General features: G+C 39.5%; 11 protein-coding genes. 7 read left to right on the top strand and 4 right to left on the bottom strand.

Annotated features, from left to right (window positions below; translation table 11 throughout):
* On the bottom strand, positions 1–741 hold a 741-nt coding region (locus tag ACFE90_RS02195; RefSeq protein ID WP_375497313.1), incomplete at its 3' end, for a cyclic nucleotide-binding domain-containing protein.
* Between the two features lie 903 nt (positions 742–1,644).
* On the opposite strand from ACFE90_RS02195, the gene ACFE90_RS02190 reads away from it, so the two are divergent.
* Entirely contained in the window at positions 1,645–2,412 is a 768-nt protein-coding gene (locus ACFE90_RS02190) for a flavin monoamine oxidase family protein (RefSeq protein ID WP_375497311.1), read from the top strand.
* A gap of 236 nt (positions 2,413–2,648) precedes the next feature.
* Here ACFE90_RS02190 and ACFE90_RS02185 read toward each other — a convergent pair whose 3' ends face one another.
* Positions 2,649–3,137: a TIGR00725 family protein gene (locus ACFE90_RS02185; protein WP_375497309.1), complete on the bottom strand. Its 489-nt coding sequence runs from the start codon at positions 3,135–3,137 to the stop codon at positions 2,649–2,651.
* Positions 3,138–3,653: 516 nt separating this feature from the next.
* Here ACFE90_RS02185 and ACFE90_RS02180 point away from each other — a divergent pair.
* Positions 3,654–4,160 carry a DUF6174 domain-containing protein gene (locus ACFE90_RS02180; RefSeq protein ID WP_375497307.1) on the top strand — a complete coding sequence of 169 codons (507 nt, stop codon included), beginning with the start codon at positions 3,654–3,656 and terminating at the stop codon, positions 4,158–4,160.
* A 443-nt stretch (positions 4,161–4,603) separates the two neighbouring features.
* Here ACFE90_RS02180 and ACFE90_RS02175 read toward each other — a convergent pair whose 3' ends face one another.
* Positions 4,604–5,098 carry a DUF6174 domain-containing protein gene (locus ACFE90_RS02175; RefSeq protein ID WP_375497305.1) on the bottom strand — a complete coding sequence of 165 codons (495 nt, stop codon included), beginning with the start codon at positions 5,096–5,098 and terminating at the stop codon, positions 4,604–4,606.
* Positions 5,099–5,551: 453 nt separating this feature from the next.
* On the opposite strand from ACFE90_RS02175, the gene ACFE90_RS02170 reads away from it, so the two are divergent.
* Positions 5,552–7,144 (top strand): FAD-dependent oxidoreductase, encoded by a 1,593-nt coding sequence (locus tag ACFE90_RS02170; protein WP_375497321.1) that lies wholly within the window; start codon positions 5,552–5,554, stop codon positions 7,142–7,144.
* Positions 7,145–7,230: 86 nt separating this feature from the next.
* Positions 7,231–8,274 carry an agmatinase SpeB gene (speB, locus tag ACFE90_RS02165; protein ID WP_375497303.1) on the top strand — a complete coding sequence of 348 codons (1,044 nt, stop codon included), beginning with the start codon at positions 7,231–7,233 and terminating at the stop codon, positions 8,272–8,274.
* Positions 8,275–8,390: 116 nt separating this feature from the next.
* Here speB and ACFE90_RS02160 read toward each other — a convergent pair whose 3' ends face one another.
* A complete protein-coding gene (locus ACFE90_RS02160) occupies positions 8,391–9,041 on the bottom strand; it encodes a phosphoribosyltransferase (RefSeq protein ID WP_375497301.1) in 651 nt (216 codons plus the stop codon).
* A gap of 971 nt (positions 9,042–10,012) precedes the next feature.
* Here ACFE90_RS02160 and ACFE90_RS02155 point away from each other — a divergent pair.
* The 3 genes from ACFE90_RS02155 to ACFE90_RS02145 all read left to right on the top strand — a co-directional run bounded on the left by ACFE90_RS02155 (position 10,013) and on the right by ACFE90_RS02145 (position 13,617).
* Positions 10,013–10,516, top strand: a complete 504-nt coding sequence (locus ACFE90_RS02155) for a hypothetical protein (RefSeq protein ID WP_375497299.1) — start codon at positions 10,013–10,015, stop codon at positions 10,514–10,516.
* 667 nt (positions 10,517–11,183) lie between these two features.
* Positions 11,184–12,143 carry a hypothetical protein gene (locus tag ACFE90_RS02150; RefSeq protein ID WP_375497297.1) on the top strand — a complete coding sequence of 320 codons (960 nt, stop codon included), beginning with the start codon at positions 11,184–11,186 and terminating at the stop codon, positions 12,141–12,143.
* 211 nt (positions 12,144–12,354) lie between these two features.
* Positions 12,355–13,617, top strand: a complete 1,263-nt coding sequence (locus tag ACFE90_RS02145; protein ID WP_375497295.1) for a glycoside hydrolase family 10 protein — start codon at positions 12,355–12,357, stop codon at positions 13,615–13,617.
* The last annotated feature ends 229 nt before the right edge of the window (positions 13,618–13,846 follow it).

Here is a 13,846-nt window from a genome sequence, read left to right as displayed (position 1 = left end):
ACTCCCCACTCCCCACTCCCCTAACTCCGGCAAGTATTCTAGTGCTGTTTGCTTATGGTCGTTTTTCAGAATGTAAGCAATTGTTGGTTGAGTTGCCTGCCAATCACCTTGTTTTGGTTGGGCAAAGATTGTGCCTGGCCTCAAAAAATGACCTTCAGAATGCCGCAGTTGGCCTTTGTACAATAGCCATAACTGGGAATTTTGGGATACTTGTGTAGTTATAGGGCCAGTTTCTAAATGCTGTCGCTCAAAGAGAGATAAAGCTTTAAGCATCCCTGGCACTTGTGATGTATGGCATGGTAATTGTGAGGTTTGGCGACATAACAACAGTAAATCCCAAAGTTCTGCACGGGCAAAAAGGCGATCGCGAATATTAGGATACTTGTCTATCAATGTTTGCAATGCGTCTTGCTTGAAATAGCCAAGCTTTAAGCTTGTCGAAGCTCTGACTACATAAGGACTAAAGTCAGCTTCAGGAAAAAAAGTCAATTCACCGAAAACAGACCATGCACCAAAGGTAGTGATTAAATTCTCAGAGCTATCCAACAGTCGGACTTTACCTGTAAGGATAATATAGATACCAGGATTCGTCTGTGCAGATTGCCACAACTGCTTTGCTAGTGGTGGCTCCACAATTTCCATTGCTGCCAATAAGTTTTGTAATTCTTTTTCTGAAAGCTTTGCACCCAAGGTGTACAAGAGCCTTTCGCCTACATGTTCTCCAGAAAGCACGGGTGGCATTCTCTAACCTCCAAGACGAAATTTAGCTATTGGTCTAAATTGAAAAAAATAAAATGATAGATAATATTTGATACTCCCTTTTTCTGTGAGGAAACCCTAAGCCTCCTACAATAAAAGAGTATTGTTATATAAAAAGTATTTTTATTTGGCAAGCAGGGCCACTGTTTCTAACAAACCCTTGATATGACAATCACTAATGTGAATGCCAAAATATTGAGCTAGACGTTTTCCTAGCCGAGTATATTTACTCGCAAAGCATCAATCCTTGCGGTGTCTTCGGACGCCGCAAGATTCGTGCTTTAAGCAAGAGCTTGAAGAAGAATTTAGAAGCAAAGCGTTTACGGCTTTGCCAAAGCATCAGAATCAATTTAGTAGGGGATGCCTCAGTCTACAGCGCATAACCTCTACCATTAAAAAGCTGGCTTTGGGAAGGCTACAGTCAAGAGACGAGAAAAACTATAAATGACATCAGGACTTTTTGAGATTTTACTACTTAATAAAAATCTCACTTCAACAATATTGCTTGGTTTGCTTAGAAGCTACTAAACTCAATCTTTTTACAGTCATGTTTAGTCTCTTTAAACATATACCCGAAGAGATATGTAAATTTTATTACACCTCCTATAGTAAAATTAGTCTGAGTGATTAAATAGTTTTGCGATAAACATATTTACATCATTAGCTTACACTGATTAACTTAAAGTTTGAATAGCCTATGCTTATTTTCGTGTAAATTTTATAAAATATTACATAAGGAACACTTCTTCGCAGAAAAAATACAATTTTCACGCATTTATATATTAAATCTTTAAATAAATAGACCACATAATATGGTGCAAGTTTCTTAATACGGCGTTTAATCGCTCCACTCAACCCGGTTCTGATTTCCCGCGCCTAATGAGGATGATGGGAGAAAATTTTTTCGCCTCATCGGCAGAAGAACTCGGATTTGCTAACTTGATATCTAAGTCAGCTACCCAAGCACAGACAGAACTACTTCCAAGTAGCGATCGCTTTGTCGTGGGTGGTATGGATAGAATCATAGATTATCTGGCTCGTGGGCTAACTATACAGTTGTCTGAGGTGGTTAATCAAATTATCTATAACCATCAAGGTGTGTGCATTCACACTCAACGTCAGATTTACCAAGCCGACGCAGTAATTGTGACACTATCGATTGGTGTCTTGCGCTCAGGTCAAATTCTTTTTAATCCTGAACTACCAATAACATATCGCCGCGCACTGACTCGCATTGATATGGGACTTTTGAACAAAATTGTTCTCCGATTTCCAGATGTCTTCTGGCCGGAAGAGGTTGATCTGCTTGCCATGTTGAGCAACTCCTTATGTCCATTTTATGTAAACTATGTTCGATATAGTGGAAGACCGATTCTGATTGGCATGGTTGGCAAACATGCCTCACATGAGATTGAGGTTCGTACAGATGAGGAGATTAAAAAACGCCTTTGTGCAGAACTCACTGCGGTTCTCGGTAGCAAAATTCCCGAACCAACAGATGTTTACATCACCCGATGGGGTCAGGAACCATTTATATTAGGTTCTTACGCACGAATGCTAATCGGGGCAACGGGACTTGAATCCAGGCAGTTAAGCCAACCCATTGCAGGTAGAGTATACAACGCTAGCGAGGCTCTAAGTAGGTCGGCGTAAATAATTCTTGTTGGAATAACGCAGGGGGCAGTTCTTGCTGGGAGCAGGGGGAGAAAGAGTTTGAGCCTTATTTACTTTTCTTCACACAGTTTGGTTTTATTGCACTGACTTACTTACGTCCAACCGATGCAGGTACTGTGCATGGCGCTTTTTGGTCTGGTGAGCAAGCTGTATGTGCTCTAGAACAACAATTCAATCAGCTTAACTAACTGGACTTAAACATTACAAATTACGAATTAGTATAAGATTGTTTTGGCTGTAGCGATCGCCTGATCCACACTCTCCACAATGTAAACATTTTCTGGTGATAGCTTTTTGAAGAAAGTAAGACTTTCTTCATCATTAGTCAACAAAATTACTTGCTTATTTCCTTTCAAAGCTAAGGCAATTTCTGAAGCAGTTCCTGCACCCATACCGCAGGCAATTACCACATCACTAGTGAGAACATTAATATTATTTCTAGCATTTCCCATGTCTGTGAAAATAGCAATATCTACTGAAGAGGAAATACTATCTTGATTATCGCTGGGAAGAATACCAATAGTTAAACCCTCACCAGATTTTGCACCTTTACTTACTGTATCCATTACACCTACATTTCTACCACCTGTGAGTAAAATCCATCCTTGTTTGGCAATAAGTTGACCTAGTGTATAAGCATTCTGTAAATCATTTGCTGTCGCATTTTTTCCAGGCCCCATTACCCCAACAATAATTTTTCTCATAGAATTTCAATTTCTAGCAGCGTTTTATAAGTAGTTGCTCTTACTAGAGCAATTACTACATGGGTATAGCTATTCTTACTAAATAATTGTAAAAATTGATGTAATGATAAAATAAATTAACTCTTTTCAGAAAATATAAATTAGCTTATATTCGACTGTATGTGCCTCTAACTTCCGCCTTGTAATGATTATCATTACTAAAAACTGAATATTTAATTTCCTGAAAGTCTTATGTAGCTAAAGTCTTGGGGTTTCTCTGATACTGGCTTCTAAATTTTATAATGCCAATTTTAAAATTATTCGTTTTTTGCATAAAACACAAAATTTGAGGTGAATAGTATTGTATGGTTGTATGGGATTTTTTTCAGTTTATACTAGGGAATATTCCTGCTGTTACGAGCGCTTGGGAATTCTTTGTATAAACTGTGTCAACTTCTAGAATGTGATTTCAACTCTCTGGAATCCTATTTAGTCACAGTGAAGTTATAACTCAACGTTAGTTAACAAAGGATTGATATGCGCTTACCTATTGCTATTGGTGCAATCTTAGTAGCATCTTTGAGTTTGAACGCTCCAGTAATGTCTGTGCCTCCTACGCATGGAGCAAAAGCAGAGATTAATAACTCGAACTTAACACAGCTAACAATTAATCGCCAATTGTGGAATCAGAAAAAAATTAACAACTATCGCTACAAACTTAGCAATAATTGTTTTTGTCTTCCCGATTTCAGAGGGCCAGTAATCATTGAAGTACGTAACGGCATCACAAAATCTATCACGAATGCTCAAACTGGTAAGCGAGTAGATCCAAAGCTATTACAACAATATAGTACAATCCCTAAACTCTTTACTTTGATTCGGAATACGATCAATAGTGGAGAATCCGAGTTAACTGTAGTGTACAACCCACAACTTGGTTATCCAACCCAAATTAATATCGGTAATCTAGCTGCCGATGCTGGAGTATTTACTACAATTAGCAATTTTGAAGTACTTCATCAGGGATCATACATAAAGCGATGACACTGTTTTTGACAATCCAATAAATCCCCACTAAGAAAACTTCACAACTCTGTTTGTTGATGACAACCTGGATTTACAGTGTCAAATAGAATTTATATCAAGTTCGGGTGATTACTAAACCTGAAGAACCCCACCTCGCCAAAGCTATGCTTTGTCTTGCCTCCCCGCTTGCGGGGAGGAATTGAGGGATAGGGTAAAATGCTTGTGGAATAAACGTTTGAACTTAAGTTGACACCAATGAACCTGATACTGCTTCTACAAAATAACAAAAGCAACCCACCCTAAATATTTGCTGATGGAAAACTAGTTAAATTAAGGGGCAGGTTGTTATATTTCAATATTTTTGATTTTGCTGCCCCAACTTTTAGATAGAAAATGACTGAACTAGCCTTTTTCGATAAATCAGGACTTTTCTATTATATGAATGCTTTCGTTAGCTATATTTACTTGATTTGTTGCAGATTACTAATTGTAATGAATATTTCATCATCAGTTCTTTGCTTATCATAATCAATGTTAATTTGAGTAGGATAGCCAAGTGTTGGGTTATATTGTACAGTCAAGTTGTCTGCTCTTTGAATGAACGCATTTCTAATGATATTAAAGAGTTTAGGAATTGTATTATATTTTTGAAATAATGCTTGATCTACTGGATTTTTACTATATTTATAAGTAATAGAAGTCGTGACTCCATTACGTACTTCAATAATCACTGGTTCTGTGGCTTTGGGGAAACAAAAGCAACTTCTAGTAAATTCATAGCGATAGTTAGAGATTTTTTTTTGTCTCCATAATCGGTGATTAATCTTAAATTGTTCTAAAGCGAAACTATTAGACGCTGGTTTTTGGGCTACCTGTATAGGAGGTTGAGATATTACAGGTGTACTCAAACCTAAAGACGTGACTAAAATGGCACTAATTGCAATTGGTAAGCGCATATAAATCCATCCTTAACTTCAATTTCTTAGTAGTTTAACGTGCTTCAAGACCATTGCCAAAAAAATGAAATTATTTTTGACACTCATCCATAGCCTAGTTTTACTCATCTAGACGGGCTGCGATCGCATTCAGCAATGACTCGCTCCTCCTTCGCCAACAATCAAGAATTTTGCTTCGTAGAAAGGTTCGGTTTCAGATGGATCTTGCACCCAAAAATAGAAATCAAGAATTTCATTCACATCGCCTGGATCTTTGTAGTCAGCCTTCGTCCTCAAAATCTCTGGTGGAATGGGAACTGGATTTCTATGAAGATCCAGCTTTTAATAAGTCTGATGCGGCAAAATATTTAACTTTTTGTATTAAATTTTAATATTGTTGTGTAATCCTATGTAACTTAAGGGTTATAGCTTTCCATATTGCCCAGCTTCTATCCAAGATTACTGTATATGAATATGCCAGAAACTAAATCAAGTCCTCATACACATACAAACACATCAACCAAAGCTGATACCTTAGCTGCATCTGTTATCTCCTCTTCTAATCCTCAAGAAATCTACGATGTTCTAGTGGTTGGCGCTGGGCCTATCGGGTTAGCAACTGCCATTGGCTTACGTAAACGTGGTATTGAAAATGTCCTTGTCATCGATCAAACTCGTGCCTTTCGTCAAGTTGGACAAACAGTGGATCTTCTCCCCAATGGATTACAAGCTCTCAAATACTTAGATCCTAACGCTTACGAAAAAGTCAAAAAAACTGGACTGGATTTATTGAATCCCAAGCAGTCTAATGACCAGGAAACTGTCGAATCTGCTCAAAAGCAACAACCTGCAAAGGCTTCACCACAATGGGTTTATAAAAATTTACAGGGGGAGATAATTCAGTCAATTTCGCTTAGTTTTGATGACTGGTTTAAAGAATATGGCGAGGGTCGAGTGTCAATTTCTTGGTACAATTTGCAGACAACCCTTAGACAGCTACTTCCACAAGACCGAGTTAAAGCTAATTATCGTTGTATTAATGTTGTGAATGAGCCGGAAAAAGGTTGTATCCGCATAGATTGTGTAGGTGATACACAAATAGAAACCAATCCCTATGCCTATTGGATAGATGGGCAGAAAGATAACGATCCGCAGCCTCAAAACTTAGATATTCCCCCCCAACAATTAGCAACAAAATCGATTAGAGCTAAACTAATTGTTGCAGCAGATGGCATTAATTCTACAGTTCGTAGGCTGCTTTACACAGATACTCAATATCATGATTTTGCCCGACCTGAATACTCTGGGTTTGCAGCTATATTTTGTAGAGAAATAGCTGAAGTACCAAAGGAACTATGGACAAAACTAGAAGAAGATTTCTTTCAAGGTTCACCACTTGTAACAATCACTAATGATGAAATATCTGAAAACTCTGTTTGTATAAATAACATCAGGATAATATTATTTAGCAGACCAACTGGTGAACTTGGGTACATAATACATCTTGCTTTGCCTTTAGAATCTCTGCAAGGAAAGTCAGAAAGTTCTTTAATTAACTTAGCTTTGCAGGAGTTGGAGAAAGCAGGCTTTCCTGATGCGCTCAAGCAATTAGTGCGTATATCTCCTCCTGCCAAGATGCAGCAGCGTCCATACTACGTTCACCCTGCTACCATTTGGGATTCTCTACAAGTTTCTAACCCAACTGATCTCAATACTAAAGCTGATCCTGCCAAAGTTCCACCAGCCTGGAGTGTAGGGCGAATCGTCTTAGTTGGCGATGCCGCACATGGAATGCCTCCCTTCATGGCTCAAGGAGCTAATCAAGGATTTGAGGATGCACTAATAATTACAACACTCATCGCTAAAATTGCTGAGAATAATAACTGGGATAATCTGCAAGCTATAGCCAAAGCCTTTGAGAAATATGAGTGTCTTCGTCGCCCATTGATGGCATACGTCCAACAGGCAACATTAAAGCGATCGCCCTACTCCTCAGACAAAGAGTGGCAGGAGTACAGCCAACAGGTGTATCGCCGCAATTTTGACCAAGTAATAGAGATCCTGTAGTTTACCGTCTGGGAAAAATTTTTATTACAATGCAGATGTCCACTAGGCGGCGTGCTGTCTATCCACGTAAATCCAGAAGATAATCGATGAGTAATCAACTACAAGACTACAATCCTAGCGGCGTAGGTGAAGTAAATGGCAACCTCTTAGGTTTGCCCTGCGATTATGAGTCTGCAAACCTGATTGTCTTTGGTGTGCCGTGGGAAGTCACTGTTTCTTATGGCGCAGGCACTGCTAACGGCCCACAGCGAATTCTCGATGCTTCGACTCAACTAGATTTGTTCGATTTTGATAACCCTGATGGTTGGAAGCAGGGAATTTTCATGGTGGAAATTCCCCAAGATATTTTAGAGAAGAATACATATTACCGCGCCTTGGCAGCAAAAATTATTGAACGATTAGCCCAAGGTAAACAACTCTCTGATACACCAGATTTAACACCTGTCCTCACAGAAATTAATCAAGTTTGTCAACAAGTAAATCAATGGCTGTTTGAAAATTGTCAGGAAGCAATTAATAATGGTAAGCGAGTTGCAGTCATTGGTGGGGATCATAGTTCGCCGTTAGGTTATTTCCAAGCATTAGCGGCTAAGTACGCAAACTATGGCATTTTGCACATTGATGCCCACGCAGATTTACGTGATGCGTATGAGGGATTTGAATTTTCCCATGCGTCTATTATGTTTAATGCGATGAAAATACCGCAAATTTCCAAGCTAGTGCAGGTGGCTTTGCGTGATATTAGTCATGATGAAGTGCAAATGATTGACCAATCTGATAATCGCATTATTGCATATTACGACCCAGCCATTAAACAAAAGCTTTACTCTGGAACAACTTGGATTGATTTATGCCGAGAAATTATCAGTCATTTACCTGAGTCTGTTTACATTAGCTTTGATGCAGATGGTCTAGATCCCAAACTCTGTCCGAGTACAGGTACTCCTGTTCCAGGTGGGTTGGAATTAGAGCAAACATTTTGTCTATTTCGGGAATTAGTCAATAGTGGCAGAAAAATTATTGGTTTTGATATCTGCGAAATCGGTGATGGTGAGTGGGATGGTAATGTTGGAGCGCGGGTAGTTTACAAGCTGGCAAATTTAATGGATTTATCTCAGCAGAAAATATAAACGATAAAATTGTAGCAAAGTGGGAATAGATACTGAACTCATGGCGATGACTACAGCAACTCCTTCGTTTCTCACTCTCGAAGAATTCCTCAATATGTATGGATGGGGTTCTCTCCTCAGCAAGAAGTACCCCCTGCGGCTTTTGCGAGTAAGTCGCAGACTTCTTGATCCGTAGTTTGGGGAAAGTTTTCGTACCAAAGACCAACGCTTTGGAAATGGCTAGGTGTCAAGATACAAACAATTTTATCTACCTTAACTTCTAACTCATGGCAAGTTTCGGGTGCGCCGACAGGTACAGCAATCACAATTTGAGCGGGTTGCTGCTTTCGCACAGCCACAACAGCAGCCCACATAGTTGCACCCGTGGCTAAACCATCATCTACTATAATGACCGTGCGTCCTTGTAAATTCGGCAAGGGACGATTTGAACGATAAAGGCGTTCTCGCCGCTCTAACTCCCGTTCTTCTTGCACTGCCACCCTAGCAATTACTTCATCGGATATCTTCACCAGGCTAATTATATATTCATTGACTATCCGCACACCACCAGAAGCGATCGCTCCCATAGCTAGTTCTTCTTGATCAGGCATACCCAATTTACGTACTACCAAAATATCTAAAGGAGCATTTAATGCTTTGGCAATCTCAAAGGCAACGGGTACACCACCCCTTGGTAGCCCTAATACCAGAACATCTGGGCGGTTAGTATAAGCGGCTAACTCTTTAGCCAAAACTTGACCCGCAAACCTCCGGTCTTTGAATCGCATGGTGTGGCACTCCTGATTAGTTTACAAAAAAATTAAGTATTTACATGTATTCGCCCTTGACTTTTTTTAATTAATTTTGGGTTCAGCAGCCCACAATGATAGCGTTCGCGTAGCGCCTGGTCGAGAAGCATTAGCTCATCCTGGAGCGTCTTGCAATTTTTAATTAGTAATTTTTAGTTTTTAATTGGAGCATTCGCACAACATCTCTAAGAGTTGCGACTTGACTGCCTGCCTCTACCAAGAAATTTCTTAATCGAACGGTATTGAAACGGGCGGGATTTTGCGCCTGGCCAATAAACTCATCATGTTTCATTTTCCCTGCAAATTTGTCTTAATGCATGACTTGTTAAATTTTTAGATGTTCTGAACTGATCTTAGAAAGCTAACAATTCCCTGCCCTCTGACTAATGAGGCGACATCTTCAATCTACAGTTCTATCAAACGGATGAGTTAATTTTTACGGAAGAAGATTTTCGCATCTTGGGCTGATCCCATTTCACTACTCCACACTCTACACCCGTCCCGAAATGGTTTGGCAACGGAAAAAGCTTACCATAGGCGACAGTAAACCAGTTGCAAGTTAACTTTTTCCCACTTCCCAATGTTTATTGTTAAACTTGTACTGAGCATTTTTTTAACTTTATATTAAAATATAATTACTTAACCATTGGGAGATGCCAAAATCTATGAATACAGTAATAATTACAATTTTAATTCGCCAATTGCTTCCTTATGCTTGCATTATCTTTTACTTACATGATTTTGGTACTACCTTTACATTATCCTTTAATTATTAAGTGTGGGATAATACACAATATCCTCCTTTCTTAGATAATACGTAGTATTATGTTTGGTATTAGAGAAAAAACCTTATGGAAATTACTGGTTTAACACTTTTGAATAAAAATACATAGGGTAAAATAACTGAATATTGGTCAGATATTTTTAAAATTCAAAGTAGGATTTTTTTAATGATCAGCTTAAGTCATTCGGAAAAGGGCACAACTAGCAGCACAGCAGCCACTAAAAGGCTGGCAAGGTCGATAATGGTTTCTGGTGGGGAGTTCTCACTGATATTAGCTTGTTGTAACAGTGTTGAAAGGCAGCAGCAAGTGCTGAATGTGTTAACAGAATTTTCATCAGCAGATATCCACGAAATCCTGCTTTCACCTGCAACAGACACATTATATACAGCTATTACAACTGCGATTGGTGCTACTCAACCCGAAGCTTTGATGGTACGGGGATTAGAATCTGTAATAGAAATTACCAAATTAATCATCAGTACTAATATTATGCGAAATCAGTTTCGGAAAGAGTTCCAGTTTCCGTTGGTGTTGTGGGTCAATGATGAAATTCTGCGTAAGCTAGTTTGGCTAGCACCCGATTTAAAAGACTGGGCAGCTAGTACTATTAGATTTGATGTACCTCAAAATCAGTTAGTTGAAGCTGAACAACAAGCGATTAGCGCTTAATATTGCCTAAGATTACTTGCAAAATATTGTATACGGTAAGTTTGAGCCGAGCAAAGCCTCCGCTACGGTTCTCTAGCATTCTTTATCTAAAATTACTTTTATTGAACTCTTGCTTACGAAGGTGAGGCAGAAAGTATTGCAAGCTTTTCTCGCAACCTATTTTACCAGCCAGAGGTGTGGCTTATCTTCTCCAAGGAACTTCTCATCTAATGAAGCCTGAGCTTTTCAGTTCTTACTTGATTGCCGTAGAGCTATAGGGCGTTTTGATTAAGTGTATTTTTATCCAAAATTTGTATAAAGCGTATTTCAGGTAAATGAACTACACGGCTAGGGTCACAAATGGTATGTTGTGCCCATTACGATTATCTACTTCACTAAGTTTACAATCTGCTGTATAACGCTTCCCGTATGGGTAAGTTACAGAAAAATAATTAACAACAGATGAACACAGATACTCGTAGGGACACGGGAATGCTATGTCCCTTATTCAAATGAGAATCGCTATAAGGAACAAACAATCACTACATCAGCGTCTGTCTTTATATCTGTTTTAGAAGACAGGTACTAAATTAATTCCAACTTGTGAAGTTTTGGAATTGTATACTTTATTATATATTATTGGCTGGATACTATTTATGAGTCCTATAACTCTTTACTAAATCTTACTATGAAATTAATGCTGAAAGACTACTTTAACCCCAATCAAGCGCGAATTTTCACTGTTTTGATTTTGACTGGAATTTTGTCAGTTGCTAGCGGTTTAACATTTATTAAAGGTGCTACGGGCGCTACTGCAAAGTTATCGCTAGAAACAAGCAATGAACTTCTCAAAGACAATATTAAACCAAACCGTTTGCCATTTCCAGTAGCTAACGCGGTACTGCAAGATTTAGGCCCTAACAATGGGCGATCGCTAGATTTAGCTTTGGGAAACAATCTGCAAAATAAATTACCCACATCTGTAAAAAATGCTGTTTTGCAAGCCGCCTCCAAACGTTTGCAACAGCCAATTTCTCAGCTAAGAATCATTGAGTTTCAACAGCAAACTTGGAAAAATGGCTGTTTAGAATTAGCTAATGCTGATGAATTCTGTACCGAAGCTTTGGTACAAGGTTGGCGGGTGGTTGTAGGCATTGGTGAACAAACCTTGGTTTATCATACCAATCAAACAGGTTCCGCACTCAGGCTGAATGAAAAAGCTAGCTCAATTCCATTGGCCCCTGTGAAAATTCCAGTCAGCCAGTTACCACCACCATTAGATCAATATGTAGTATTTCGGGAAATTTCCGGTGGTGGTATTACTGGCAGAAGTTACGAGACTGTTTTACTCAAAGATGGACAATTGATCCGGGTGCGGATTGGTGATGCCAATGATTCTGAGCGTAGTGTTCGCCGCGTTTCTGTGCAACAGGTGCAACAATTTGTGCGATCGCTAGAACGTTTTAAATTTAGTAAATTCAAAAATCTGAGTTACCCAGCTCCTAGCGGTGCCGCTGATTATATCGGCTACACTCTTACCAGCCAAGAGGGTACGGTTGAGTACAACGATATTTCTCGAAATAACCTGCCAAAGAATTTACAAGCAGCAGTCAAAGCCTGGAATGATCTCATAGCCAGCGCACAGTAATAAGGGACTGACAAATAAAAAAATATCCTATCACTTTTAGGGCAGGGGAGTAGGGAGCAGGGGGAGGAAAAATCCTTTTGATTCCAAAAATTAGATAATTTATTTTTTGGAGTTCCCATAAACCTCAGCGATCGTTTCGATTGTAAGCGCTTACAATCGAAACGATTGCTATTCATGCTGATTGTTCATAATTGAATGATGTCTTTAGCAAATGATAAAAAGGTTTGTCAAGTGGTGTGTTGAGTTTCCTTCTTGGTTGAATATTCGCCAAAGCAGAAAGTCTCTTTTGTTTGCCGTTATAGCTATCTTGAGTGTAGTTGCTACGGTGATGCTATCGTTCCCCTTGAACGCTCAAATTAATCTGCGGCGAACGCCAGCATCTGAGTTAAGGGGGGTGTGGTTAACAAATATTGATAGTGATGTGTTATTTGAGCGCGATCGCCTCAAGGGATCTTTGCAACGCCTTGATGAACTCAATTTTAACACCATATATCCGGCGGTTTGGAATTGGGGATATACATTGTATCCTAGCAAAGTTGCAGCCAAAATTATTGGGCGATCGCTCGATCCCACGCCGGGACTCAAAGGGCGAGATATCCTCAAAGAAATTGTAGATGTGGGACATCAAAAAGGCTTAACAGTGATTCCTTGGTTTGAATTTGGTTTCATGGCACCAGCAGATTCTCTATTAGCTAAAAATCGTTCCCAATGGCTCACCAGTCGCAGTGATGGAACTCGGATTGTCAAAGAAGGGACACATAATCGCGTTTGGCTAAATCCCTTTCGCCCAGAAGTACAACAGTTTATCCAAGATTTAATCGTTGAAATTGTTAGAAACTACAATATTGATGGGATTCAATTTGATGACCATTTTGGCTTACCATCAGAATTAGGTTACGATGCCTATACAGTGGCACTTTACAAAAAAGAACATCGTGGGAAAGCTCCCTCCAAAAACTTTAAAGATCCAGAATGGGTGAGTTGGAGAGCTAACAAAATCACCGAGTTTATGAAACGGGTATTTACAGCCATTAAAGCTACTAAAAAAAATTGCCTGGTTTCTGTTGCTCCTAATCCTCAACGTTTGTCCTACGATTTCTTTTTAGCAGACTGGCAGAAATGGGAACGGCTGGGAATTATTGAAGACTTAGTTTTGCAGATATATCGTGATGACTTGAATGTTTTTATTAGCGAATTAGAGTATCCAGAAGTGAAAGCAGCAAAAAGCCATATTCCAATCAGTGTGGGCATTTTGGCTGGGTTGAAAAACCGATCTATACCGATGCAGCAGATTCAAACACAAGTGCAAAAAGTACGCGATCGCAATTTCGCTGGAGTCTCTTTCTTTTTCTATGAAACCCTTTGGAATATGAGCAAAGAAAAGCCTCAAGAGCGTCAAACTGGTTTCCAGAATCTTTTCCCTACACCAACGGCTTACCCGAATTTGCTAGCAGGTTGGAAACCATTCAGTTAATTTTCTTCATAAGCTGTCGGTGAAACGCTTAATTTCAGTGAAGGTTCACCCCCTGAAGGGGTGACGCTCTCTACGAGACGCTGCGCGTTAGCGGAGCTTTCGCTTTAGCGATACGCAAGCTCGCTAACGCTGCGCTAACGTCAGTCGCTCATGGGGGAAACCCCCTTGGCGCTAGCCTCTCCCTTTGGGAGAAGACCGCGCTGACTCACCGCCAATCACTTAAAAATCT

Source organism: uncultured Nostoc sp., from assembly GCF_964245445.1.
Taxonomy (GTDB): Bacteria; Cyanobacteriota; Cyanobacteriia; order Cyanobacteriales; family Nostocaceae; genus Nostoc.
This window is presented reverse-complemented; position numbering and strand designations above follow the sequence as displayed.

Bases quoted from the DNA above. Each gene is read 5' to 3' on its own strand.
- ACFE90_RS02180 (WP_375497307.1), top strand. From the start codon at position 3,654: ATGCGCTTACCTATTGCTATTGGTGCAATCTTAGTAGCATCTTTGAGT.
- ACFE90_RS02150 (WP_375497297.1), top strand. From the start codon at position 11,184: ATGAAATTAATGCTGAAAGACTACTTTAACCCCAATCAAGCGCGAATT.
- ACFE90_RS02175 (WP_375497305.1), bottom strand. From the start codon at position 5,098: ATGCGCTTACCAATTGCAATTAGTGCCATTTTAGTCACGTCTTTAGGT.
- ACFE90_RS02185 (WP_375497309.1), bottom strand. From the start codon at position 3,137: ATGAGAAAAATTATTGTTGGGGTAATGGGGCCTGGAAAAAATGCGACA.
- ACFE90_RS02170 (WP_375497321.1), top strand. From the start codon at position 5,552: ATGCCAGAAACTAAATCAAGTCCTCATACACATACAAACACATCAACC.
- ACFE90_RS02160 (WP_375497301.1), bottom strand. From the start codon at position 9,041: ATGCGATTCAAAGACCGGAGGTTTGCGGGTCAAGTTTTGGCTAAAGAG.
- ACFE90_RS02145 (WP_375497295.1), top strand. From the start codon at position 12,355: ATGATAAAAAGGTTTGTCAAGTGGTGTGTTGAGTTTCCTTCTTGGTTG.
- ACFE90_RS02190 (WP_375497311.1), top strand. From the start codon at position 1,645: ATGATGGGAGAAAATTTTTTCGCCTCATCGGCAGAAGAACTCGGATTT.
- ACFE90_RS02155 (WP_375497299.1), top strand. From the start codon at position 10,013: ATGATCAGCTTAAGTCATTCGGAAAAGGGCACAACTAGCAGCACAGCA.
- speB (WP_375497303.1), top strand. From the start codon at position 7,231: ATGAGTAATCAACTACAAGACTACAATCCTAGCGGCGTAGGTGAAGTA.